Origin of the sequence: Sphingomonas sp. PP-CC-1A-547 (assembly GCF_003610375.1) — a bacterium.
Classification (GTDB): domain Bacteria; phylum Pseudomonadota; class Alphaproteobacteria; order Sphingomonadales; family Sphingomonadaceae; genus Sphingomonas.
In genome coordinates this window covers 1-23,817 of record NZ_RAPZ01000010.1, presented here as the reverse complement: position 1 = coordinate 23,817, position 23,817 = coordinate 1, and the positions used below count along the sequence as shown (strand labels likewise).

Sequence of the window (23,817 nt, the reverse complement as noted above, 5' to 3'; positions counted from 1 at the left end):
CGCCCGCAGCGACGATTACGACACGAAAAGGGTCCTCGCATTGCATCTACTGCCCGACACGCTCGACGCCGGCTCGGCCTACCCCCTCGGCGCGTCGTTCGACGGCCTCGGCGTCAACTTCGCGGTCTATTCCGCCAATGCCGAGAAGATCGAACTCTGCGTCTATGACGAGACCGGCCGCCGCGAGCTGAAGCGCTATCCGCTGCCCGAATGGACCGATGAAGTCTGGCACGGCTACCTCCCCGACGCGCAGCCCGGCCTCGTCTACGGCTTCCGCGCGCATGGCCGGTACGCGCCCGAGGAAGGGCACCGCTTCAACCCGAACAAGCTGCTGCTCGATCCGTACGCCAAGCAAATGATCGGCGAACTCCGCTGGACCGACGCGATGTACGGCTATCAGGTGAAGTCGCCGCGCGCGGATCTGAGCTTCGACAAGCGCGACAGCGCGCTGACGATGCCCAAGGGCGTCGTGACCGACAGCCATTTCGACTGGTCGCGCGACGTGCGTCCGAACACGCCCTGGTCCGAAACCGTGATCTACGAGGCGCATACCAAGGGCCTGACCAAGCTGTTCGAGGAGGTCCAGCCCTCCGAGCGCGGCACCTTCGCGGCGCTCGGCAATCCCAAGGTCATCGATCATCTCAAGCGCCTAGGCGTCACCGCGATCGAGCTGCTGCCGATCCACACCTACATCCAGGACCGCTTTCTCCAGGAAAAGGGCCTGCGCAACTACTGGGGCTACAACACCCTCAACTTCTTCACGCCCGAGCGTTCGTTCTTCGCGACCGACAGCCACGACGAACTCCGCCGCTCGATCCGCCGCCTCCACGCGGCCGGGATCGAGGTCATCCTCGACGTCGTCTACAACCACACGTGCGAAGGCTCCGAACAGGGCCCGACGCTCTCCTGGCGCGGTCTCGACAACGCCAGCTACTACCGCCTCGTCAAGGACGACCCGCGCTACTCGATCAACGACACCGGCACCGGCAACACGCTGAACCTCACCAAGGCGCGCGTGATCCAGATGGTCGCGGACTCGCTGCGCTACTGGGCGACCAGCTTCGGGATCGACGGCTTCCGCTTCGATCTCGGGCTGACGCTCGGCCGTACGGACACCGGCTTCGATCCGGGCGCAGGGTTCTTCGACGTGCTTCGCCAGGATCCCGTGCTCGGCAAGCTGAAGCTCATCACCGAACCCTGGGACATCGGCCCCGGCGGCTATCAGCTCGGCAACTTCCCCCCCGGTTTCGCCGAGTGGAACGACAAGTATCGCGACACCGTGAGGAAGTTCTGGCGCGGCGACCATGCGCAGCGCGCCGATCTCGCCGCCCGCCTGACCGGGTCGGCCGACCTGTTCGACCGCCGCGCCCGCCGTCCCTGGGCGAGCGTCAACCTGCTCGGCGCGCACGACGGCTACACGCTCGCCGACACCGTCGCCTACGAGGAGCGCCACAATGAGGCGAACGGCGAGGACAATAACGACGGCCATTCGAACAACTGCTCGCGAAACTGGGGCGTTGAGGGCCCGACCGAAGACCCCGCGATCCTTGAGACCCGGTCGCGCGTGATGCGCTCGATGCTGACCACGCTGTTCGCCTCGCTCGGTACGCCGATGCTGGTCGCGGGCGATGAGTTCGGTCGCACGCAGAACGGCAACAACAACGCATACTGCCAAGACAACGAGATCAGCTGGCTCGATTGGAACAAGGCCAAGTCCCCCGAGGGCGACGCACTGATCGACTTCACCGCGCGCCTGATCGCCCTCCGCCGCGACTACCCGATGCTCCGCGCCGGCAACTTCCTCTACGGCGAGGACACGCCCGCGGAAGGCCTCAAGGACATCGAATGGTGGGACGAGCGTGGCCTCCAGTTGACCTCTGAGGACTGGGAGAACACCAACGGCCGCGCGCTGGTGATGCGCCGCGCCTGCGAACTCGAATCCGGTGAAGTCCAGGTGGTCTCACTCCTCCTCAATGCGTCGGAAGGCCCGCTGACCTTCCACATGCCGCCGCCCGAAGAGGTCGAGCGCACCGTCCTGATCGACAGCAGCAAGCCCGACCAGCCAGCGACACCGATCAAGGACAGCTACGAGCTGCCCCCGCAGGGCGCGGCGTTGCTTGCCTGGACGATTGCGGCAGCATGACCTGGGGGCCGACGCTTTCCGAAGACGGGACGACCTTCCGCTTATGGGCGCCCGATCGTGACGCGGTAACGCTGGAGCTCGCCGACCATCAGCCGGTCGCCATGACCCAGGATCCGGAAGGCTGGTTCAGCGCGAAGGCGCCTGTAGGGGCAGGGGCCAGCTACCGGTTCCGCCTGACCGACGACCTGGCGGTCCCCGATCCCGCCTCCCGCGCGCAGTCCGGCGGCGTCCACGGCTGGAGCATGGTCGCCGATCCCGACAGTTATGCGTGGCAGATGCCCGACTGGCGCGGTCGGCCCTGGGAAGAGATGATCATCCAGGAGGTCCATGTCGGCACCTTTGGCGGCTTCGCGGGCGTCGCGGACCACCTCCCGGCGATCGCCGAACTCGGCATCACCGCGATCGAACTCATGCCCGTCAACGCGTTCGGCGGCACCCGCAACTGGGGCTATGACGGGGTGCTGCCCTACGCGCCCGCAGAGTGCTACGGCACGCCCGACGAACTGAAGGCCTTGGTCGACCGCGCCCACGAACTCGGCCTCGCCGTGTTCCTCGACGTCGTCTACAATCACTTCGGACCCGACGGGAACTACCTCGGCGCCTATGCGAAAGGGTTCTTCCACCCCGAAGTCGACACCCCCTGGGGCGGCGCGGTCGCGGTCGACCAGGCGCCGGTCCACCGCTATTTCGTCGACAACGCGCTGATGTGGCTGAACGAGTACAAGGTCGACGGCCTCCGCTTCGATGCGGTCCACGCGATCGAGAACGACGCCTTCTTAGACGCGATGGCCGCCGAACTGCGCAAGAAGACCGCCGGTCGCCACGTCCACCTCGTCCTCGAAAACGAGGGCAACGACGCAGACCGCCTCCACCCCGCGGCGTTCGACGCGCAGTGGAACGACGATTTCCACAATGTCCTCCACGTCCTGCTCACCGGCGAGACCAGCGCCTATTATGCCGACTTCGCCGATCGTCCCGCCGAACGCCTGGCGCGGTGTCTGGGCGAAGGCTTCATCTACCAGGGCGAGGGCTCACCCAACCACGACAGCAAGCCGCGCGGCAAACCCAGCGCGCATCTCGCGCCGACCGCATTCGTCGCGTTCCTCCAGAACCACGACCAGATCGGCAACCGCGCGATGGGCGAGCGGCTGACGCTGCTGACCCACCGTCAGAAGCTCCGCGCCGCCACCGCTCTGCTCCTGCTCGGCCCGCAGATCCCTTTGCTGTTCATGGGCGACGAGCACGGCAGCGAGAGCCCGTTCCTGTTTTTCACCGACTTCCACGACGAACTGGCCGACGCGGTGCGCGAAGGCCGCCGCAAGGAATTCGCCAAGTTCGCCGCCTTCGCCGATCCCGAAGCGCGCGAGGCGATCCCCGATCCGAACGCGCATGAGACGTTCCACCGATCGCGCGCGCTACCCGGCCCCGATGCGGCGGCGTGGCAGGACCTGTACCGCACCCTGCTGAAGATCCGCCACGAAGCGATCATCCCTCGCCTGCACGGCGCGATGTCGATCGGCGCCGAAGCGATCGGCGAGGGCGCCGTCGTCGCACGCTGGCGGATGGGCGACGGCGCAGTCTTGACGATCGCGCTGAACCTCGGGGACAGTGCCGCGGCCTTCCCGGAAATCGACGTCGAGCCGATATTTGCCGATGGCGAACCCGGCCACCCCGGCAGCGTCGCGGTCTGGCTGGAACGATGAGCAACATCCAGGCACTCGCCATCGCCGCCGGCCTGCAACACGAATGGCAGGACGCAGGGGGTCGCCGCCAGACGGTATCCGACGACGCGTTGCGGACGATCCTCGATCGGCTCGGCCATCCGTCCGAAAACGAGAAGCAGATCGCCGACAGCCTGGCCGCGATCGCAGCACGGAACGCGCGCGGCGGGCGCTTCCTCTCGGTGGACGTCGGTCGCCCGATCCGGCTCTCGACCGAGGTTTCGGGCGAGGCCGAGCTGATCTTGGAAGACGGCACGTCCGCCTCGGTCACGATCGATCACGGTACGCTGACGCCGATCGCGCAGACTGGCTATCACCGGCTCGAATTCGCTGGAAACGTGATCGACCTGCTGGTCGCGCCACGCCGCTGCTTCACGATCGCCGATGCCGTAGGCGCACGCAGGATATGGGCGCCCGCCGTCCAGATCCCCAGCCTGCGCGACGAGACCCCAACCGCGTTCGGCGATTTTGGCACGCTCGCCGATGCCGCCCGCGCGTTCGGCGGGCGCGGCGCCGATGCCCTCGCGATCAGCCCCACGCACGCATTGTTCCCGGCCGACGCCAGCCGCTACAGCCCCTACGCACCGTCGAGCCGGCAATTCCTTAACGGCCTCTACGGCAACCCGTCCGCGTTCGGCGTCCCATCGAACGACCCGGTGCCAGACCTGATCGACTGGCAGCACGCGATCCCGGTCAAGCTCGAACGACTTCGCAAAGCCTTCGCACAAGGCACTGCACAACTTAGCGAAATTATGGCAGCATTCCGACGTGAAGGCGGCGAAAATCTCGAACGCCATGCCGAGTTCGACGCGCTCCACGCGCATTTCTTCGCCACCACCGGTGCGAAGGGTTGGCAGCAATGGCCAGCCCAATATCACGATCCCGCGAGCCCGACCGTCCGACGTTTCGTGGCCGATCATGCCGAAGACGTGACGTTCTATGCGTTCCTCCAATGGCTGGCCCGCCGCGACCTCGACGCCGCGCAGACGGCGGCTAAGGAGTCCGGCATGGCGATCGGCCTCATCGCCGATCTCGCCGTCGGCATGGATCCCGGCGGCAGCCACGGCTGGAGCCGGCGCGGCGACCTGCTCACCGGCCTCTCGATCGGCGCGCCCCCCGATCCGCTCGGCCCCGACGGCCAGAGTTGGGGCATCACCGGCTTCGACCCGCAGGCATTGCGCGACACCGCCTTCGCGCCCTTCATCGCAACGATCCGCGCAGCGCTCGCGCACGCCGGCGGCATTCGCATCGACCACGCGTTCGGCCTCCGCCGCCTCTGGGTCGTTCCCGAGGGCGCATCCGCCGCGGAGGGCGCGTATCTCGATATGTCGTTTGACGACCTGATGCGGATCGTCGCGATGGAGTCACAGCGGGCGAGGGCGATCGTCATCGGCGAAGACCTCGGCACCGTCCCCGTCGGTTTTCGCGAGGCGATGGACACGCGCGCCATGCTCGGCATGCGCGTCCTCTGGTTCGAGCGTGACGCGGATGGCTTCGTTCCCCCGGCGCAGTGGTCGCCCGACGCGGTCGCGATGACCGGCACCCACGACCTAGCCACCGTCGCCGGCTGGTGGAGCGGTCGCGATATCGACTGGACCTGGGACCTCGGACGCAAGTCTGAAGCTGCCGACAAATCTTCAGACCTCGCCGCTCGCGCCGAAGACCGCGTCGCGCTCTGGTCCGCATTCGACACTGGCACCGAACAGCCCACCCCCGAAGACACCGACCCGGTCGTCGACGCAGCGATCGTGCACGTCGCCGGCACGCCTTGCGCGCTTGCCATCATCCCGATCGAAGACCTCGCCGGACTGGTCGAGCAACCCAACCTCCCCGGCACGATCGACGAACACCCCAACTGGCGCCGCCGCATGCCCGACACGACCGAGGCGCTGCTCGCCCGCCCCGAAGTCGCCACCCGCATCGTCACGCTCAACGTCACGAGATCCGCATGACCGCCCCCACCACGCCCCGCGCGACCTACCGCTTCCAGTTCCACAAGGACTTCACCTTCGCCGACGCCGAAGCGCTGGTCCCGTATCTCGACGAGCTCGGGATCAGCCACCTCTACGCCTCGCCGATCACGACCGCCCGCAGCGGGTCCACCCACGGCTACGACGTCGTCGATCCGACTCGGATCAATCCCGAACTTAGCGGCGAGGACGCCTTTCGAAGCCTTGTTGCCGCTCTTCGCGCGCGAGACATGGGCGTCATCATCGACATCGTTCCGAACCACATGGGCGTTGCCGGAGGTGAGAACACGTGGTGGAACGACGTTCTAACACATGGTGAAGACAGCGAATTCGCACGCTACTTCGACATCGACTGGCGCGAGAAGCTCGTTCTTCCGATCCTCGGCGATCCGCTCGCCGAGACGCTGGCCAGCGGCGCGCTGAAGGTCGAGCAGGCCGACGGCCGCTACGTCCTCGAAGCATATGGCGAACACCGCCTGCCGATCCGCGACGAGGACCAAACGACCGCAGCGACGGACGACATAGCCGCGCTGATCGACCGCCAGCATTACCGCCTTGCCTCGTGGCGCGTAGCGAACGACGAACTCAACTGGCGACGGTTCTTTACGATCAACGACCTTGCCGGCCTTCGTGCCGAAGATCCGGTCGTGTTCGAGGCTACGCACGCGCTCTATTTTCGCCTCTACGCCGAGGGCCTTATCGACGGCGTCCGCGTCGATCATGTCGATGGCCTGACCGACCCCGCCGGCTATTGCCGCACCTTGCGCGCAAGGCTCGACGCGATCGAGCGCCCCGCCGACGCGCCCGCTGGGCCCGCCTACATCGTCATCGAGAAGATCCTCGCCGACGGCGAACCGCTCAGCACCGACTGGGGCGTCGACGGCACCAGCGGGTACGACTTCATGGAGCAGGTTACCGCCTTGCTTCACGCGCCCGCCGGGGCAGAACCATTCGCCGAACTCTGGGCCGACATAAGCGGCCGCTCCGCCGACTTCGCGCCCGAGGAACTGCGCGCGCGGCAGGATTTGCTCGCGTGGCAGTTCGATGCGCAGCACCGCCGCTGCGTCGAGGCGTTCGTGGCGCTGGCCCGCTCGACATCCGACTGCGATGGGCTGACGACAGGCATGCTCCACCGCGCGATCGAGCGGCTGCTCTGGGTCTTTCCGGTGTATCGGACCTACGGAACGGGCGAGGCAGCGCCGCTCGCAGACGCCAGGATCCGCGATATCGTCCGCCAGCGGGTTGCCAAGTTCACCCCCCCCGGTGAAGGCAGCGTCGTCGACCAAATGCTGTCCTGGCTGGCAGGCGAGGGTTCTGGCGACCCGACACTAGCCGCGGACGCTGTACGGCGCTTCCAGCAACTTTCCGCACCGATCGCCGCCAAGGCGGTCGAGGATACCGCCTTTTACCGCTATGGCCGCCTGCTTTCGCGCAACGACGTCGGGTTCGACGCGGCGCGTATGTCGCTCGATATCGACGCATTCCACGCCGCGATGATCGAACGTGCCGGCGACTGGCCGTCCGCGATGCTCGCCACCGCGACGCACGACCACAAACGTGGTGAGGACGTTCGCGCGCGGCTAGCGGTGCTCAGCGAGATACCCGATCTCTGGCGTTCGCGTGTGGAGCATTGGTTCGAACTGGCTGCCCCCTATGCAGAAGGCGTCGATCCCGCCGACACTTATATGCTGCTCCAGACGCTGTTCGGCGCATGGCCGACGAACCTTCGCGCGTCGGACGCCGACGCTCTTTCGGAGTATGCCAAGCGGATCGTCGCGTGGCAGGAAAAGGCGTTACGCGAAGCCAAGCTCCGGTCGTCCTGGGAGGCGCCGGACGAGGCGTACGAAACCCGCTGTCACGATCTGACTCGGGCGCTTCTCGATTCCGAGCGGTCCGTGGACTTCCCCCAAGACATGACGGCATTCGTCGATCGGATCGCGCCCGCCGGAGAGCAGAACAGCCTCGCGCAGGTTGCGTTGCGCTATACCGTGCCGGGCGTGCCGGATCTGTATCAGGGTACCGAGATCGCCGATCTGAGCCTGGTCGATCCGGATAACCGGCGGCCGGTCGATTATGCCATCCTGCGCGATATACTGCGGACCGGCGATGCGCCCAAGATGCGGTCGATCAAGCATCTGCTGGACTTGCGGCGGACGCATCCCGCGTTGTTTTCGAACGGTAGCTATGCGCCGATCGCCGTCATCGGGCCGCGCCGCGACCATGTCATGGCGTTCCAGCGGGAGCATGAGGGGGTGATGCTTTGCTGCATCATCGCGTTGCGGTGTGCCGAGCGCTATCTCGGCGCAATGACGGCGGCCGACTGGTGGGGCGATACCGCGTTATCGTCTGGCGAGCGGATCCTCGACCTGCTCGGCGAGGATGGCGTGCGGGTCGAACTCATGGCATCGGATCCAGCGCTGGCAGCGTGACCAAAACGCGGCCGGAAAACGGTTTCAGAAGGAACAGAACGATGAAGATCAGCGCACGCAATCAGATTTCCGGCACCATCGTCTCGATCACGCCGGGTGCGGTCAACGGTTCGATCAAGGTCGACATCGGCGGCGGCAACGTCGTCACCGCCAACATCACTGAAGAAGCGATCGCCGACCTCGCACTCGCGACCGGCGACACGGTCACAGTCCTGATCAAGGCGAGCGACGTCCTGATCGGCAAGTGATTGCGTGCTGGCCGTTCCCGCTTCGACGCAGGAACGGCCGGTAGAGGTTACAGACCGAAGCGTAGCGTCGCGCGGAAATCGCGGCCGGCGAGCGGCGCGAAGTCCTTCAGGAAGCTCGTTGCGCGCCGTGCGTTGACGTCGAACAGGTTGTTCGCGCTCAGCAACAGCGTCGTTTTCGAATCCTTGCCGAACGGGCTGAGGCCAATCGAGGCGTTGACCATCGTGTACTCGTTGGTCTTCGTCTCGAACGCGGCGATACGGTTCTGGTCGAACACGTGCTCGACCTCGACACGGCCGTTGATCCGGTCGCCCTGCGCCTCGATCCCGCCGAGCACGCGCATCGGCGGAATGCGCGGGACGGGGCCTTGGTCGACGATGTTGGCGTGGACGTAATCGCCCAGCACATCGGCGTTGACCGCATAGCCGCCGATCTGCGCGACCTTCACCGATGCGTCCGCCTCGAACCCGTAATAGCGCGCATCGGCTTGCTGGTACTGGAAGCAGGGCAGATCAACGGTCCGGCCCGAAGGATCGGCGGCTGCCTGGCAGACCGTCGAGGCGACTTGGTTCTCCGAGATGTAGTTCGAGAACCAGTTGTAATAGGCCGATGCGTCGAAGCTGAAACCGTCGCCATGTGCGTGGAGCGTGCCTTCGAGGCCCCACGACTTCTCAAGCCGGAAGTTCGGATTGCCGAGTTCGTACGCCTGCGTGCCAGCATGCGCGCCGTTCGCGAACAGTTCTTCCGCCGATGGCGCACGCTCGGTGCGCGAGCCGTTCAGGCCGACGCGGATGCTGTCGGTCAGCGCGTAGGAGGCCCCGAGCGAACCCGAGACCGAATGATAGCTCTGGCTGCCGCGGAAGAAGCGAAGGTCGTCCTCGGGGGTGCGCGCGGCGAGATCGGTGATCTCGTAGCGGACGCCACCCTCGGCGTGGAACTTGCCGGACTCGTACTGCTGGAGCGTGAAGAGGCCGGTCTGGTTGGTCTCGTTCTTCGGCAGGAAGGCTTCGTCGCCGACCACGTTAAAGATGCGGTTGTAGAACTGCACGCCCGACGCGCCCTGCCATCCGCCTCGGTTCGCCTGTACCACCTCAAGGCGTCCTTCGAGGCCTTTGTTATAGAAGGCGGTACCGACGGAGTTGTCCTCCTCCAGTTCGAAATGGCGATAGCTCGCCTGGCCGGCGCGAACGCGGATCTTGCTGATGAAATCGCCGCCGGTGTCGATCTCGCCCCGCAGGTCGACGCGGTTCTGGACGACGTCGAGGCGGGGCGCTTCCTGCTCCTGGTCGGGCTGCGTGGCGTAGCGGATCGGTACGCCGTAGAGGCTGTCGTAGTGGCTGTACGAGATGCCGAGATTGCCGTTGTCGGTAATGATCGACGCGCCGGCACCCGCCGTCCAGGTTTCGGCCTGCGTGTTGGGGAGCTTGCCCTTCAACTGCGCCGAGGCGGCATAGTCGATCGGGTCGGCTTCGTTGGGATCGACGGGGAGGGCGGCCGTGGTCTGCGCCTGAGCGCGGGCGTCGCGCGAGAGGATGTAGCCGCCTGTGCGCAGGTCGCCGGACTTCAAGTACGAACCATCGGCGTGCAGCACGAGGTGCTGGCCGACCGCGACGTCGCCGGCCATGCCGCCGGAGCGCTCGTTGGCGGCCGAGCCGTAATTGGCGATACCGTTCACGCGGTACCCGTTCTCGGGCACCGACCGCGGGATGCGGGTATCGATAACGTTGACGACGCCGCCGACTGCCGACGTGCCGTAGAGCAGCGCGCTGGGGCCGCGGAGGATCTCGATACGCTCGGCGAGCAGCGGGTCGATGATGACGGCATGGTCGACCGAGGTGTTCGAGACGTCGATCGATCCGATCCCGTCGGTCAGCACGCGGATACGGTCGCCCTGAAAGCCGCGGAGGATCGGCCGCGATGCGCTCGGGCCGAACGACGATGCCGATACGCCGGGCTGGCGGGCGAGAGTCTCGCCGATCGACGGCCGCAACTGGCGCGTGAGTTCCTGGCCGGTCAGGACGGTCGTGCCTTGCAGGACGTCGCGCTCGCTGGTCTGGATCGGCGCGGTGACGATGATGTCGCGCTGGTTGGTCGAACCGACCGACGTCGGTACGGGGGCAGGGGTCGGAGCATCCGTGGCGGCGGTTTGCGCATGCGCCTGCGGGGAGAGGAGCGCGGCCAGGGCGGTGGCGCCGAACAGCATCGTCTTCATGAAATTCCCTTGTGTCGTCCCTGTACGACACATCGGGTAGATTTGATGATACATCATATCAAGTGACAATGTTGCCATGAATGCGAATGGCGTCGCGACTGTTACCGCGATGCAACATGGTTTGACGTTCTCGGGGGGATCAAAACATTCGCCGTCATCCTGACGAAAGTCGGGATCCAGAGCCACGATTGGCGGCTTCCGTTGCTCTGGATCCTGACTTTCGTCAGGATGACGGAGTGGGGGAGGATCCGACTCCACACGCCGCCCCATCATCCCGCAACGATCAGATCCTTGATGCGCGTGGCCAGGGCTTCCATCGCGAACGGCTTTGTCATGACATGCATGCCGGGATCGAGATGACCGTTGCCGACGACCGCATTCTCCGCATAGCCGGTGATGAAGAGGATCTTGAGGTCCGGCCGCCCGATCCGCGCCGCGTCGGCCATCTGTCGCCCGTTCATGCCGCCGGGAAGGCCGACGTCGGTGACCAGCAGGTCGATGCGAATGTCGGACTGCAGCAGTTTGAGCCCTGATGCCCCGTCTGCCGCTTCGATCGCCGCGTAGCCAAGCTCCTCGAGCACCTCCATCACCAGCATTCGGACGGTCGGTTCGTCGTCGACCACGAGCACCGTTTCGCCGGCGTTCGCACGCGGGGCTTCGGCGTGTCCGGCGACGGTCTCGGTATCCTCGGCCTCACCGAAATGCCGCGGGAGGTAGATGCAAACGTTGGTGCCTTCGCCGACCTCAGAGTAAATGCGGACATGTCCACCGGATTGCCGGGCAAAGCCGTAGATCATCGACAAGCCGAGCCCGGTGCCGAGCCCGAGCGGCTTGGTGGTGAAGAACGGATCGAACGCCTTGGCGATCACCTCCGGGGTCATTCCCGTGCCGGTATCGGACACGCACAGCGACACATATTGTCCGGCATCGAGTTCGCGCTCGCGCGCCGTGCGGGCGTCGATCCAGCGATTGGCGGTTTCGATCGTGAGGCGCCCGCCACCCGGCATCGCATCGCGCGCATTGATGCACAGGTTGAGCAGCGCGTTTTCCAGCTGGTGGGGATCGACCAAGGTCGCCCACAACCCGACCGAGGCGACGACCTCGACCTCGACTTCCGGGCCAACCGTGCGCCGGACCATATCCTCGATTCCCCCGACCAGCCGGTTGACGTCGGTCGGCTTGGGATCGAGCGTCTGTCGCCGCGAGAAAGCAAGCAACCGGTGGGTCAGCGCCGCCGCACGCTTGGCAGCACCCTGCGCAGCCAGCGAATAGCGCTCGACGTCGTTCAGCCGCCCCTGGGCTATCCGTATGCCGAGCAGTTCCAAGCTGCCGGTAATGCCGGTCAGCAAATTGTTGAAATCATGCGCGATCCCGCCGGTAAGCTGGCCGACCGCCTCCATCTTCTGGCTCTGCCGCAGCGCCTCTTCGGCCTGCATCAGTTCGCGGGTGCGTTCGGCGACCTGTTCCTCTAGCGTCTCGTTCCACTGGGCGAGTTGCGCTGTCTGGCGGCGGCTATCGTCGATATCGGTATTGGTGCCGACCCAGCGCAGGATCGTGCCGTCATCGCCGCGCACCGGTTCGGCGCGGACCAGGAACCAGCGATATTCGCCATCCGCGGCTCGTACCCGGAACTCCACCGAATAGGGGGCGCCGGTCGCCAACGAAGTGCTCCATCGCTCGGCTGCCAAGGTGACATCGTCGGGATGCAACAGCCCGCCCCATACCTCGACGCCGTCGAGTTCGCCGGGGGCGAGCCCGTTATACGCATAGACCTGCTGGTTGAACCAATAGAGGTAGCCATCGGGTCGCGCCGCCCAGATCTGGTTGGGCACGGCCTCGGCGAACACCCGGAACTGTTCCTCGCTCGCGCGTCGCGCACCCTCGGCGCGCAGGCGCTCGGTGGCGGCGCGGACGCGTTCAGCGACTTCGCGCATCAGCAACTGGTCGTCGTCGCTCCACACGCGCGGCGCGGCGTGGTTGGCATAGATCAGCGCGACGAAATTATCCTGCTCCACCAGCGGCATGTTGACGAACGATGCCGCGCTGATCCCCCGCAACGCGTCGGCAAGATCGGCGGTTCGGGGATCGTGGGCGACGTCGGCGATGGCGACGGTGCGGCCCGCCTTCAGATCCTCGATATAGGAGCCATAGTCGCGAAACTTGAGCGTGCCCGCGAGCGTGACGATGCCCGGTGCGTTCCAGTCGCGCTCGACCCGGATCGTCTCGCGCGTCTTGTCAATCACGCCGTAGCCGACCCGGCTGACCTGTAGCGCGGCACCCAGGATCGCCGATGCCGCGTAGGCGATCTCGTCGGGATCGGTGAGGTCGCGGATCGCGTCGCTCAATTGCAGCAGGGCGCTCTGTCGGAGATCGGCCTGTTTGCGTTCGGTGATGTCGAAGCTGACGCCGGGGAAGCGCAGCGGCGTGCCATCCGAGGCAAGCCGGCAGCGGCCCTGCGCGGCGACCCAGCGGATCGCGCCGCCGGGTTGGACGAGGCGGTATTCTGCACTGAAGTCGCCACCGGTTTCGAGCGCATCGGCGATGGCCGCGCGGGTAGCTGGAAGATCGTCGGGATGAATGCCACCAAAGAACCGTTCGAGCGGCGCGCCTTTGCGACCGAGTTCCTCCGGAACGCCGTATAGTCGCGAGAAGCGTTCGTCGGCCTTCACCCGGTCGTTCGGAATGTCCCAGTCCCATGTGCCGATGCCGTTGCCGGCCGCGAGCGCCTGATTGAGCCGTTCCTCGCTTTCCTGCGTCGCGATAGCTGCGCGACGGTACGCGGATACGTCGGTGAACAGAACGGCGACGAGGCGCGGCGTCCCGGAACCGACCGGAAAGGCGTGGACGTCGAACCACCGGTCCATCGCGTCCGAACCATGATCGAACCGCGCTGGCTCGCCGGTCAGCGCGACCTTGCCATAGGCGTCGAACCAGAAGCGCTCGAGATCAGGGACGAGTTCGCCCGCCGTCCGGCCGACCACATCGAGCAGCCCGGTCTGGCTTTCGAACTGGGAATTGACCTCCACGAAGCGGTAATCGACCGCATGGTCGCCATCAAACATCACCTCGATGATGCAGAACCCCGCGTCGATCGCTTCGAACAGCGCATCGTAACGCTCCTGCGCCGGGTTGCCGCTATCAGGCTGGGTCGTCGGTCGCTGCATCGTATCTCGAACGTCTGAGGGCGCGCCTTACGCAACCAAGGCCGGCGAGCAAACGCACCAACGGTAAAACCGATCCGCGGTTCGGCTCAGATCGTGGCGGTCCGTTCGAGCGCTGCCGGCAACACCCGTGCAAGGCGATCGGCCCAGGCCGCACAGTCCTCCGTCGAGCCCAACAGATCCTGCCGGATCTCGATCTCGGCATAGGGGCGGGCGGGGTAGGCGTGGCGCGGAATGGTGTAGTCGATCTGGTCCATGCGGTAAGGTTCGTTGTCGCCGACGGTCAGGTCGGCCTCTTCGCGCAGGACGTCGAGCAGGGCGTGCGCAAATCCGGTATCGCCGCCATCATGCAGGATACCGATCTGCCACGGCCGATCGACACCACGCATCGACGGCGTGAAGCTGTGCAGCGCCACGAGTGTCGTCGTGATCCCCAGCGCATCGCGGCGCGCAAGTTCGGCCGCGATCGCCGCCTGATAAGGCTCGTGGATCTCGGCGAACCGCGCCGCGACGTCGGCGTCCGACAAGGCTTGGTTGCCCGACACGACGGTCCCGTCGCTCACTGCGGCGATCGCATCGGGCTGCTCTGCGCTCCGGTTGCAGTCGATCACCAGCCGCGAATAGGTCTGGCGGAGGAAGACGGCGTCTAGCCGCTCGGCCAACATCTGGCCAAGCTCGGCGATGCCGATGTCCCAACCGATGTGCCGCGAGAGTTCGGCATCGCTCAGCCCGAGCGAGCCGAGCGCAGCCGGCACGGCTTTCCCCGCATGATCGCCGATCAGCAGGAACGATGACGCGCCTTCGGGGTTGACCAATGTGACCGGTGCGGCATCTTCGGTCCCAAGCAGCGATTGGCTGATAGCGGTCTTCATGCGACACGGATCCTCGATGCCATCTCTAACTCTCTCTCATGTAACCCGATACTCCTACCGCCATCCGGTAGCGTTTGGCGAGCATCGGATCATGGTTCGCCCGCGCGAGAGTTTCGACCAGCATCTGATCGATGCGCAGCTGACGATCAGTCCAGAGCCTTCGGACGTCCGCTGGCTACAGGACGTGTTCGGCAATTCGGTCGCGATCGCGACGTTCGACAAGCGCGCGAAGGAGCTCGTCTTCGACAGCCGCGTGCAGTTGCTGCACACGCCGGCCGAACTGCAGAACGTCGATATCGAACGGTACGCACGGCTCTATCCGTTCACCTATTCGTCGGAGGAGATGCCCGACCTGCTTCGTTCGATCGAGCGTCAGCATCACGATCCGCTGCGCCAGATCGACAGCTGGGCACGGCGCTTCGTGCGGACCGACGGGCCGACCGACACGCTGGCGATGCTGTCGGACATGACCGCGACGATCCGGCGCGAGTTCACCTATGTCCCGCGACCGGAAAAGGGCACGCAGTCGCCGATCGAGACGCTCGCGACGCGCAAGGGGACGTGTCGCGATTACGCCGTGCTAATGATCGAGGCGGTCCGCGCGCTCGGCTTCGCGGCGCGGTTCATCTCGGGCTATGTCTACAACCCCAGCGCGCGCGAGCAACGGACCGGTGGCGGTAACACGCATGCCTGGGTCCGCGTGTACCTGCCGGGATCGGGCTGGGTCGAGTTCGATCCGACCAATGGGATCGTCGGCAATCGCGGGCTCGTCCGCGTCGCGGTCGCGCGCGATATCTACCAGGCCGTGCCGATCTCCGGCACCTGGAGCGGCTTTCCCGGCAGCTTTCTCGACATGACCGTGTCGGTGGACATCACGCTCGATGATGCCGACACGGCGGGGCAACACTCGGCACAAACTTTAAAACAGGCGTGAAAAGGGGCTCTTCCATGCTGATCCGGACTGGATACGACATAGTTTTCGAGACCGAGGTCGCGACGCCGATGATGGCGATGCTGAGCCTGCACCCGTCCCGCAACAAGGATCTCGTGACGCCGCACCGGATCGTCGCGACCCCCGACGTGCCGACCTACGATTACCTCGACGCGTTCGGAAACGTCTGCACGCGCGTCACGGTGCCGAAGGGCGGCCTGACACTGTCGTGCGACTTCACGATCGTGGACAGCCGCGAGCCCGATCCGATCACGCCGGACGCCAGCCAGCACGCAGTCGAGGATCTGCCCGACGACGTCCTGATCTACTTGCTCGGCAGCCGCTATTGCGAGACCGACCGGCTGACCGAGACCGCTTGGTCGCTGTTCGGGCATGTCCCGGCCGGCTGGCAGCGAGTTCAGGCGATCGTCGACTTCGTCCATGATCATGTCGAGTTCGGCTATCACTATGCTCGCCCGACGAAGACCGCTTGGGACGTTCATCAGGAGCGCCAGGGCGTGTGTCGCGACTTCGCCCACCTCGCGATCACGCTGTGCCGGTGCATGAACATCCCCGCGCGCTATTGCACCGGGTATCTCGGCGATATCGGCATCCCGCCGGTCGACGCGCCGATGGATTTCTCGGCATGGTTCGACGTGTATCTGGGTGGGACGTGGCACACCTTCGACGCTCGCCACAACCGGCCGCGGATCGGCCGCATCCTGATGGCGCGGGGGCGCGATGCGACCGATACTGCGCTGACGACGACGTTCGGTCGGGCGCAGTTGGTGAGGTTCGACGTGCATACCGACGAAGTCTTTGCCGACGACCAGCCGGGCGGGTAAAAGCGCAGGCGAAGCGGCGTCTTCGAAAACTTAACCCTTGTGGGTAAGGTCGCGTTCGGCCTAACGGCACCGATCCTCAAACTTATGCTGCGATGCACAACATGACTTCGACCTCAGATACCTCCGCGCCGAACAATGCGAATGCGCTGCTTCTCCAGGCGATCGCGTTGCGCAAGTGCATCACCGCGACCTACAACCGGATGGTCTGCACGCTTGCGCCGCACATCCTCTACACCAAGCACGACGATGTGTTCGTCGATGCGGTGACGCTCGAGCGCGACGGCCAGCCGCCCAAGGAGATCAAGCTCGGGACGTTCAAGCTCGCCGGCCTGAAGGACATCGAAGTGACCGATCGTCCGTTCGTACCCGATGCGATCTTCAACCCTGGCGACATCAAGTATGACCGCGTCACGTTGTTCGTCGTCGATCGCAGCTGACTTACAACTGATCCTCCCCCGCCAGGGGGAGGTGTCGCCGAAGGTGACGGAGGGGGAGGACACGGAGCAGAGGTGGTCGCCGTCCTCCCCCTCCGTCTGGCAAGAGCCAGCCACCTCCCTCTGGCGGGGGAGGATTGGGAGGACCTCAAACCGCTGGTGGCAACCACGCGGTTTCGATCTCGCCGTAGCGGTCTGTAAACCCGGTCGCCGCGACCAGCGCCGCTTCGTCGACGATCCGGACCCGCCGCCCGTTCCGCTCGATCACGCCCGCCTTCTCCAGCGCGCGGATCGTCCGGTTCACATGCACCTTGGTCAGCCCGAGCGCATCGCCGATATCGGTCTGCGTCAGCGGCAGGTCGAAGGAATCGACGATTCCGCCCGCCGTCACGCGTAGCCGCGCCATTATGTCGAGCAGCAGCGTCGACAGCCGCTCGCTCGCCCCCATCCGTCCGATCGTCGTCAGCCGGTCGCTCATCGCGACGTTCTCGGCTGCGGCGATTGCGTAGAGAAGTCCAGCGATCCGCGGTTGCTCGCGGAAGAGCAGTCCGAGTTCGGTCTTCGGCAAATCGATCACGATGCAGTCCGAGATTGCGGTCAGCGTCGCCGCTGCCTGCGACCACGCCATGCTCGACGTGCCAATCAGGTCGCCCGCATAGTGGAAGCGCAGGATTTGGCGCCCGCCGGTGACCAGCTTGGTCGACGAGTGCAGCCAACCCTGTCGCACGACATACAGCGCGTGGCTTTCGCCACCTTCCGCGACCAGCACGTCACCCGCGCGCAACCGCCGCTCGCCGCGTTCGGCGTGCAGGATCGCCTCGCGTTCGGCCTCGGTGAGATCGAGATGCCGCCCCAGTCGTGCGATCAAACCGCTCAATTGCATGCTTTACCCTTTTCCTTGCGCGCGGCTATTGCCGTCCCGCCGCCAGATTATCGTACCACGCGTCGTGGATCGCGCGATCCTTCGTAAGTCTATCGATGACGATGCAATGCCATCATTGCGATCGTCCTAACGCGCTTTCCACCAGTGGCGCAACGCGGGCGGTGATCCGGTCGACGCCGGTCCGGTTGGGATGAACGTGATCCGGCTGCATCAGTGCGGTGTTGCCGATGACGTCGTCGAGTATGAACGGGTAGAGCGTCGCGTGATAGGACTTAGCCAAGTCGGTCCATATCCCGTTGAACTGCGAAGAATACTCCGGACCCAGATTGGGCGGCGCCATCATGCCGGTCAGCATCACCGGGATGCCGCGACGCTTCGCCTCGTCCATCATCGCCGTCATGTTTTCGCGCGTCTCGGCCGGCGAAATCTGGCGAAGAACATCGTTGCCGCCGAGCCCCAGCAGGATCAGGTCGGGCTTTCGCTTCATGTTGTCGAGCGCGAAGGCGAACCGCTGCCGTCCCGCTGCACTGGTATCGCCCGAGACGCCGGCATTGACGATCGTCGCGTTGATCCCGTCCTTGCGCAATCGGTTCTGCAAGGCATCGGGCAGACTTTGACCGCGGTCGAGGCCGTAACCGGCATACAAGCTGTCCCCGAAGGCTAATATGACGCGCTCGGGACCGTGCGGCGCTGGGGTCGCAACAATCGGCGAGACGGTGTTCGTCGCGGGCGGCGGGGCAGGGACTTCGGGTGTCCGATCGCAGCTGGCCAGCAACCCCGCTTGGAGAAGCGCCAGTCCGCCCCCATAAAGAGGCCAGCGTCGCATCTGTTTCTCCAAAATATTGGTCTCCATGTCAGAACCTGCTTCCGCCGATATGGTGATCTCGGCGCGCGATGTCACGCTGACACTCGGCGCATCGACTGCCGCGACGACGATCCTCAAAGGCATCGATCTCGACATCGCCCAGGGCACCAGCGTCGCGCTGCTCGGGCCGTCCGGGTCGGGCAAGTCGTCGCTGATGGCGGTGCTGTCCGGCCTGGAGCGCGCGACCAGCGGCCGGGTCCAGGTGGCGGGCCTTGATTTCGGCAAGCTCGACGAGGACGCCCTCGCGCGCGCGCGGCGTGGACGGATCGGCATCGTCCTTCAGGCCTTCCACCTTCTCCCGACGATGACCGCGCTCGAGAACGTCGCCGTGCCGATGGAACTGGCCGGGATGCCTGACGCGTTCGAGCGCGCGGAGGTCGAACTCGCCGCCGTCGGCCTCTCTCACCGGATCGGCCATTATCCGACCCAACTTTCCGGCGGCGAGCAACAGCGCGTGGCCATCGCCCGTGCGCTTGGGCCACGGCCAGCGCTGGTCTTCGGCGACGAACCGACCGGCAACCTAGACGCCGCCACCGGTGCATCGATCATGGACCTGCTGTTCGACCGCCGCGCCGCGACCGGTGCTACGTTGATCATCATCACCCATGATCCCGTGCTCGCCGCGCGTTGCGATCGCATCGTCGAACTCGCCGACGGCCGGATCGCCGCGGATCGCTTGCGGTGAGCGAATGGCGGCTGGCGTGGCGGCTTGCCCGTCGCGAACTCGATCTTCGGTTTCGCGGGCTGCGGCTTCTGCTCGCATGCCTGTTCCTCGGCGTTGGCGCTTTGGCCGCGATCGGCAGCCTGACGCAGTCGATCGACGGTGAGCTTGCCGCCCGCGGCAGCGCGATCCTAGGTGGCGACGTCGAGTTCGGCACGTCGCAGCGCGCCGCTACGCCTGACGAACGCGCGGCGATGGCGCGGCTCGGCACGGTGTCCGAAACCGTGCGGATGCAGGCGACCGCGATCGGCGGCACCAACAGCGTGCCGGTCCAGCTCAAGGGCGTCGACGCGGTTTACCCGCTCTACGGGACGCTGACCGTACAGGGTGGATCGGTCGCGAAGGTCGACGATCCCAAGGCGATCTGGATCGTCCCGGCCTTGGCGCAGAGGCTCGGCGTCGGGCGCGGCGCGCACGTACGGCTCGGGATCGCGGACTTCACCGTCGCTGGCGTGATCGCGAACGAACCGGACCGGCTCGGCGAAGGCTTTACGCTCGGACCCGTCGCGATCGTCTCGATGGAGGGCATCGCGCGCACCGGCCTGGTCCAGCCCGGCAGCTTGTACGAGAGCAAATACCGGGTACGCCTTTCGCCCGGTGCCTCGCCGACTACTGCGGTCGATCGGTTCAAGGCGGCGTTCCCGACCGGCGGCTGGGAAACCAAGACGCGCGACCGTGCCGCGCCCGGTGCCGAACGCTTCGTAGATCGCATGGGGCAGTTCCTGCTGCTTGTGGGGCTGTCCGCGCTTGTCATAGCCGGCATCGGCGTCGGCAACGGCGTCTCGTCCTATCTCGCCGCCCGCCGAAGCAGCATCGCGGCGTTAAAGGTGCTCGGTGCGACGTCCGGGCTCATCGCGAAGATCTACCTCCTCGAAGTCGCGGTCGTGGCAACGATGGGTATCGTTGCCGGTCTGGTCGCAGGCGCCGCAACAGTGCCCCTGATAGTCTGGCTTGCAGGCGACGTCCTTCCGGTAGCGCCGCAATTCTCGCTGCAATTGGCGCCACTCGTGCTGGCTGCGGCCTACGGCATGCTGATCGCTCTAGCCTTCACCGCACCGCCCTTGATCGAGGCTGGCAGCATTCCCGCGGCGGGCCTGTTGCGCGGCGTGTTCGGCAATCGGTCCGTGCCGCTACGCCGGACCTTGCCTTGGGTCGTCGGTGCAGGCGCCGCGATCGTCGCACTCGCGCTGTCGACTGCGGACCAGCCCGGCCTCAGCGCAGGCTTCCTCGCGGCGGTGGCCGGCGTATTGCTGGTGTTGGCCGGGTTCGGCTGGGCCGTACGCCGGATAGCCGCCGCGCTTCCCCGCTCGCGCAAGCCGTTGCTACGCCTCGCCATCGCCGGACTGCACCGTCCCGGCGCGCGGACCGGCACCTTGGTCGTCGCGCTCGGTCTCGGGCTTACGCTGTTCGTTCTGCTCGCCGGCATCCGCACCAGCATCGACGCGAACATCGCACTCACAGTACCCAAGCGCGCGCCGGCGCTGTTCGCCTTGGACGTTCCGCCCGACCGAGAGGCGGAGTTCCGGAGGACGATCGAAGGCGTAGCGACCCACCCGGTCATTCGCACCGTGCCGGCGATGCGCGGTACGATCACCGGCTACGGAACGACGCGCGTTGCCGATCTCAAGACGCTGCCCGATGGCGCATGGGCATTGCGCGGCGAACGCGGGCTGACCTATTCCGCGACCTTGCCCGAGGGTAGCGAACTCGTCGCGGGTCGATGGTGGCCGCGTGACTATAAGGGGCCGCCGCTGGTCTCGATCGACGAGCGACTGGCCAAGGTGCTCGACCTCAAGATCGGCGATCCGCTCACCTACACCTTGCTCGGCGTCGAGCGGACCGCGCATATCGCGTCGTTCCGCCGGATCAGCTGGGATACGCTCGGCTTCAACTTCGTGATGGTGTTCTCGCCCAATGCGATCGAGGACGCACCGCATAATCTCGCCGCGACGATCGAGCTCGCACCGGGGCAGGAAGCGCCTGTCATGCGCGCATTGCTGCCGCGCTTCCCGTCGGTGTCGGTGATCGAGGTTCGCGGCGTGCTGGGGCAGGTCCGCGACATCGTCTCGCAGATGGCGACCGCGATCACTGCCGCCGCGTCGGTGGCGATCCTCGCCGGGATCGCCGTGCTGATCGGCGCGATTGCCGCGGCGCGTGAGGCGCGTACCTATGATGGCGTGATCCTGCGGACACTCGGCGCGACACGACGGCAGGTGCTCGCGGTGCAGGCGCTCGAATACGCGTTCCTCAGCATCGTCCTGTCGGTACTCGCGTTACTGCTCGGGCTCGGTGGTGCCTGGTATGTCGTCACGCAGCTCTTCAGTTTCGAATGGCGCCCGGATTACGCGACTGTGTTGGTGACATTACTCGGCGGGGCGGGGCTGACGATGGTGATCGGGTTGATCGGTGCGTGGCCCATTCTCGGCGCTCGGCCCGCACAGGCTTTGCGGCAACTCTGAGGGTCCGTTTGCGTCCGTGCAGCGTTGGGCCGCAATATACCGAAGGGGGCAAGACGCTGAGCACGCACGAAACACCATCCGAGCATCAGGCCACCAGCCCCTGGTCGATGTCGGCACGGGAATGGTGGAAGGTCCTGAAGCGGACCTGGGCCGAGGGGAACGACGACAATATCGGTCTCATCGCGGCGGGGACGGCGTTCTACGGGTTCGCCGCGATCGTCCCGTTGCTGGCGTCCGTCGTGCTGATCTACGGCCTGGTCGCAGACACCGCGACGGTCGTCGCGAACATCCGCGCATTGTTCAACGTGTTGCCTGACGACGCCGCCCGCGTGATCGGCGACCAGCTCGCGACCGTCGTCAACACGTCGGAAGGCAAGAAGGGGTTCGGCCTCGTCATCGCGCTCGGCATCGCCTTGTACGGCGGCACGAAGGGCGCATCGTCGATCGTCACCGCGCTCAACATCGCTTACGAAGAGAAGGAGACGCGCGGGTTCATCGCGCTAAACCTGCTCGCCTTTGCGATCACCGGTGGTGCCGTGATGCTCGCCTTGGTCGCTGCGCTCTCGACCGCGGCGTTCGCGCTGCTCGATAGCCTGATACCCGGCGCGCCAGAGATCCTGCTCCTCGCGATCCGCCTCTTAAGTTACGGCGTGCTCGCTTCGCTGGGCGTCACGGCGGCGGCGTGCTTGTATCGGTTCGGCCCCAACCGTCACAAGGCGAAGTGGATGTGGCTGACGCCGGGGTCGCTGGCCGCGACCGTAATCTGGCTTGGTGCGACGATCGGGTTCGGCGTCTACGTCTCGCGCTTCGGCAATTACGGCGCGACCTATGGCTCGCTGAGCGCAGTCATCGTGCTGCTCACGTGGCTGTGGCTGTCGGCATACGTCTTCCTCCTCGGTGCAGAACTGAATTCGGAACTCGAACACCAGACGACCAGCGACACGACGACCGGCGCGGCGGCTCCGATGGGCGCACGAGGCGCGACCGTCGCTGACACGGTGGCAACGGAGGTTGCGCCTCGGCAAGCTGCTCGGCCTGCAGAGCCAGACGGGGCAGGGGTCTTGGCAGTCGCGCATCTGAGCGGCGTGCATGCAGGCCTACCCGCCTCGCTTCTGGCGCTCGGCGGGCTGCGGTCTATCCGCCGCGGTTCACCGGTCGCGGGTCTCGGCATGATCGCCATCGGCGCAGTGCTCGCCCACCGGAAGCATATTGCATCCGGTCAGGCGACAACGAACCCGCGAGACAAAGCCTGATGGCCCATGGTCAGTCGACCAAGCTGTTCTTCGACGGCGGGTGCCGGCCAAACCCCGGCCCGATCGAATGCGCAGTCGTTCGCAAGGGCGTCACTCATTACCGCCACAATCTGGGTGACGGCAGCAACAGTGACGCCGAATGGCTGGCCGCCATCCATGCGCTGGAAGTCGCAGCGCAAAACGGCGACCGCGATATCACGCTGCTCGGCGATTCCACGCTGGTCGTCACGCAAGCCAACGGAACGGCCCGATGCCGCTCGCCAGTGCTGGAAGCACACCGGGCAAGGTTCGCGGATCTGGCCTCGGGTTTCGATCGGCTTCGCATACGGCATATCGGTCGAAACCAGAACATCGCCGGCATAGCGCTCGCCAAGTTGCATCCCCGGTAAGGCGAGCGCTGCCCATCTAGCCGTTCTGGGCCCCTGACGCTCATTTTTCCAAAAAGTGCCATGGAACTGTAAAAAAGCGTTTGACGGTATCGGTAGGTGGCCCTAGAGGGGTGTCACCGCAGCGGAGTGCCTCACTGGTTACCGCTGAGGTCGCAAAAAACCAGATGCTCCAAGCTTTCCGCGAGGGAGGGTTATGCGAGTGTCGGTATTTTTGTCGGCTCTTTGACATTGTAGGTAAAGATGAAGGGACATGTGGGCGGCGGCTTGCGGTTTCCGGGGTCCT

Annotated in this window: 17 protein-coding genes; 12 read left to right on the top strand and 5 right to left on the bottom strand. The window is 65.7% G+C overall.

The genetic code is table 11. From position 1 onward, the window contains the following. The first annotated feature begins 40 nt into the window (after positions 1-40). From glgX to C8J39_RS00740, 5 genes are read left to right on the top strand one after another with little or no spacing between them, the layout of a single operon-like run. Positions 41-2,143, top strand: a complete 2,103-nt coding sequence (gene glgX / locus C8J39_RS00760; RefSeq protein ID WP_120298931.1) for a glycogen debranching protein GlgX — start codon at positions 41-43, stop codon at positions 2,141-2,143. After that, positions 2,140-3,846, top strand: a complete 1,707-nt coding sequence (gene treZ / locus C8J39_RS00755; protein ID WP_120298930.1) for a malto-oligosyltrehalose trehalohydrolase — start codon at positions 2,140-2,142, stop codon at positions 3,844-3,846. Before glgX ends, treZ begins: the two co-directional genes overlap by 4 nt. Then, positions 3,843-5,816 carry a 4-alpha-glucanotransferase gene (gene malQ, locus C8J39_RS00750; RefSeq protein WP_120298929.1) on the top strand — a complete coding sequence of 658 codons (1,974 nt, stop codon included), beginning with the start codon at positions 3,843-3,845 and terminating at the stop codon, positions 5,814-5,816. Before treZ ends, malQ begins: the two co-directional genes overlap by 4 nt. After that, positions 5,813-8,263: a malto-oligosyltrehalose synthase gene (gene treY, locus C8J39_RS00745; RefSeq protein WP_120298928.1), complete on the top strand. Its 2,451-nt coding sequence runs from the start codon at positions 5,813-5,815 to the stop codon at positions 8,261-8,263. Before malQ ends, treY begins: the two co-directional genes overlap by 4 nt. Before the next feature lie 41 nt (positions 8,264-8,304). Then, a complete protein-coding gene (locus C8J39_RS00740; protein ID WP_056063255.1) occupies positions 8,305-8,511 on the top strand; it encodes a molybdopterin-binding protein in 207 nt (68 codons plus the stop codon). Positions 8,512-8,558: 47 nt separating this feature from the next. On the opposite strand, the gene C8J39_RS00735 is transcribed toward C8J39_RS00740, so the two are convergent. The 3 genes from C8J39_RS00735 to C8J39_RS00725 form a co-directional block, all read right to left on the bottom strand. Then, complete coding sequence (locus C8J39_RS00735; protein WP_120298927.1) at positions 8,559-10,721, bottom strand: TonB-dependent receptor; 2,163 nt, start codon at positions 10,719-10,721, stop codon at positions 8,559-8,561. 269 nt (positions 10,722-10,990) lie between these two features. Next, entirely contained in the window at positions 10,991-13,885 is a 2,895-nt protein-coding gene (locus C8J39_RS00730; protein ID WP_120298926.1) for a PAS domain-containing protein, read from the bottom strand. 86 nt (positions 13,886-13,971) lie between these two features. Then, positions 13,972-14,754, bottom strand: a complete 783-nt coding sequence (locus C8J39_RS00725) for an N-formylglutamate amidohydrolase (RefSeq protein WP_120298925.1) — start codon at positions 14,752-14,754, stop codon at positions 13,972-13,974. On the opposite strand from C8J39_RS00725, the gene C8J39_RS00720 reads away from it, so the two are divergent. The 3 genes from C8J39_RS00720 (at position 14,753) to C8J39_RS00710 (ending at position 16,967) form a co-directional block, all read left to right on the top strand. After that, on the top strand, positions 14,753-15,688 hold the full coding sequence (locus C8J39_RS00720) for a transglutaminase family protein (protein WP_310793796.1): 936 nt from the start codon (positions 14,753-14,755) through the stop codon (positions 15,686-15,688). The two genes, C8J39_RS00725 and C8J39_RS00720, sit on opposite strands and share 2 nt — an antisense overlap. Positions 15,689-15,702: 14 nt before the next feature. Continuing rightward, positions 15,703-16,530 (top strand): transglutaminase family protein, encoded by an 828-nt coding sequence (locus C8J39_RS00715; RefSeq protein ID WP_120298923.1) that lies wholly within the window; start codon positions 15,703-15,705, stop codon positions 16,528-16,530. Positions 16,531-16,631: 101 nt separating this feature from the next. Continuing rightward, on the top strand, positions 16,632-16,967 hold the full coding sequence (locus tag C8J39_RS00710) for a hypothetical protein (RefSeq protein WP_120299642.1): 336 nt from the start codon (positions 16,632-16,634) through the stop codon (positions 16,965-16,967). 145 nt (positions 16,968-17,112) lie between these two features. Here C8J39_RS00710 and C8J39_RS00705 read toward each other — a convergent pair whose 3' ends face one another. Both C8J39_RS00705 and C8J39_RS00700 read right to left on the bottom strand, forming a co-directional pair. Then, positions 17,113-17,841, bottom strand: coding sequence for a Crp/Fnr family transcriptional regulator (locus C8J39_RS00705; protein ID WP_165895095.1), 729 nt, complete (start codon positions 17,839-17,841; stop codon positions 17,113-17,115). A gap of 118 nt (positions 17,842-17,959) precedes the next feature. Continuing rightward, positions 17,960-18,673: an arylesterase gene (locus C8J39_RS00700; RefSeq protein ID WP_120299641.1), complete on the bottom strand. Its 714-nt coding sequence runs from the start codon at positions 18,671-18,673 to the stop codon at positions 17,960-17,962. Positions 18,674-18,698: 25 nt separating this feature from the next. Here C8J39_RS00700 and C8J39_RS00695 point away from each other — a divergent pair, with 25 nt between their 5' ends. From C8J39_RS00695 to C8J39_RS00680, 4 genes are all read left to right on the top strand, one after another. Next, the gene (locus C8J39_RS00695; RefSeq protein WP_243649673.1) at positions 18,699-19,397 is read left to right on the top strand and encodes an ABC transporter ATP-binding protein; all 699 of its coding nucleotides are present in this window, start codon (positions 18,699-18,701) and stop codon (positions 19,395-19,397) included. Continuing rightward, positions 19,394-21,892 carry an ABC transporter permease gene (locus C8J39_RS00690; RefSeq protein WP_220669823.1) on the top strand — a complete coding sequence of 833 codons (2,499 nt, stop codon included), beginning with the start codon at positions 19,394-19,396 and terminating at the stop codon, positions 21,890-21,892. The genes C8J39_RS00695 and C8J39_RS00690 overlap by 4 nt, the downstream gene beginning before the upstream one ends. A gap of 107 nt (positions 21,893-21,999) precedes the next feature. Continuing rightward, positions 22,000-23,145, top strand: a complete 1,146-nt coding sequence (locus C8J39_RS00685; protein ID WP_120298920.1) for a YihY/virulence factor BrkB family protein — start codon at positions 22,000-22,002, stop codon at positions 23,143-23,145. After that, a complete protein-coding gene (locus tag C8J39_RS00680) occupies positions 23,145-23,534 on the top strand; it encodes a reverse transcriptase-like protein (RefSeq protein WP_120298919.1) in 390 nt (129 codons plus the stop codon). Before C8J39_RS00685 ends, C8J39_RS00680 begins: the two co-directional genes overlap by 1 nt. The last annotated feature ends 283 nt before the right edge of the window (positions 23,535-23,817 follow it).

Coding starts and splice junctions, on each gene's coding strand:
- C8J39_RS00720 (WP_310793796.1), top strand. CDS start 14,753: ATGCGACACGGATCCTCGATGCCATCTCTAACTCTCTCTCATGTAACC.
- C8J39_RS00700 (WP_120299641.1), bottom strand. CDS start 18,673: ATGCGACGCTGGCCTCTTTATGGGGGCGGACTGGCGCTTCTCCAAGCG.
- C8J39_RS00715 (WP_120298923.1), top strand. CDS start 15,703: ATGCTGATCCGGACTGGATACGACATAGTTTTCGAGACCGAGGTCGCG.
- C8J39_RS00680 (WP_120298919.1), top strand. CDS start 23,145: ATGGCCCATGGTCAGTCGACCAAGCTGTTCTTCGACGGCGGGTGCCGG.
- treZ (WP_120298930.1), top strand. CDS start 2,140: ATGACCTGGGGGCCGACGCTTTCCGAAGACGGGACGACCTTCCGCTTA.
- C8J39_RS00735 (WP_120298927.1), bottom strand. CDS start 10,721: ATGAAGACGATGCTGTTCGGCGCCACCGCCCTGGCCGCGCTCCTCTCC.
- treY (WP_120298928.1), top strand. CDS start 5,813: ATGACCGCCCCCACCACGCCCCGCGCGACCTACCGCTTCCAGTTCCAC.
- C8J39_RS00695 (WP_243649673.1), top strand. CDS start 18,699: ATGTCAGAACCTGCTTCCGCCGATATGGTGATCTCGGCGCGCGATGTC.
- C8J39_RS00725 (WP_120298925.1), bottom strand. CDS start 14,754: ATGAAGACCGCTATCAGCCAATCGCTGCTTGGGACCGAAGATGCCGCA.
- C8J39_RS00730 (WP_120298926.1), bottom strand. CDS start 13,885: ATGCAGCGACCGACGACCCAGCCTGATAGCGGCAACCCGGCGCAGGAG.
- C8J39_RS00685 (WP_120298920.1), top strand. CDS start 22,000: ATGTCGGCACGGGAATGGTGGAAGGTCCTGAAGCGGACCTGGGCCGAG.
- malQ (WP_120298929.1), top strand. CDS start 3,843: ATGAGCAACATCCAGGCACTCGCCATCGCCGCCGGCCTGCAACACGAA.
- C8J39_RS00740 (WP_056063255.1), top strand. CDS start 8,305: ATGAAGATCAGCGCACGCAATCAGATTTCCGGCACCATCGTCTCGATC.
- C8J39_RS00710 (WP_120299642.1), top strand. CDS start 16,632: ATGACTTCGACCTCAGATACCTCCGCGCCGAACAATGCGAATGCGCTG.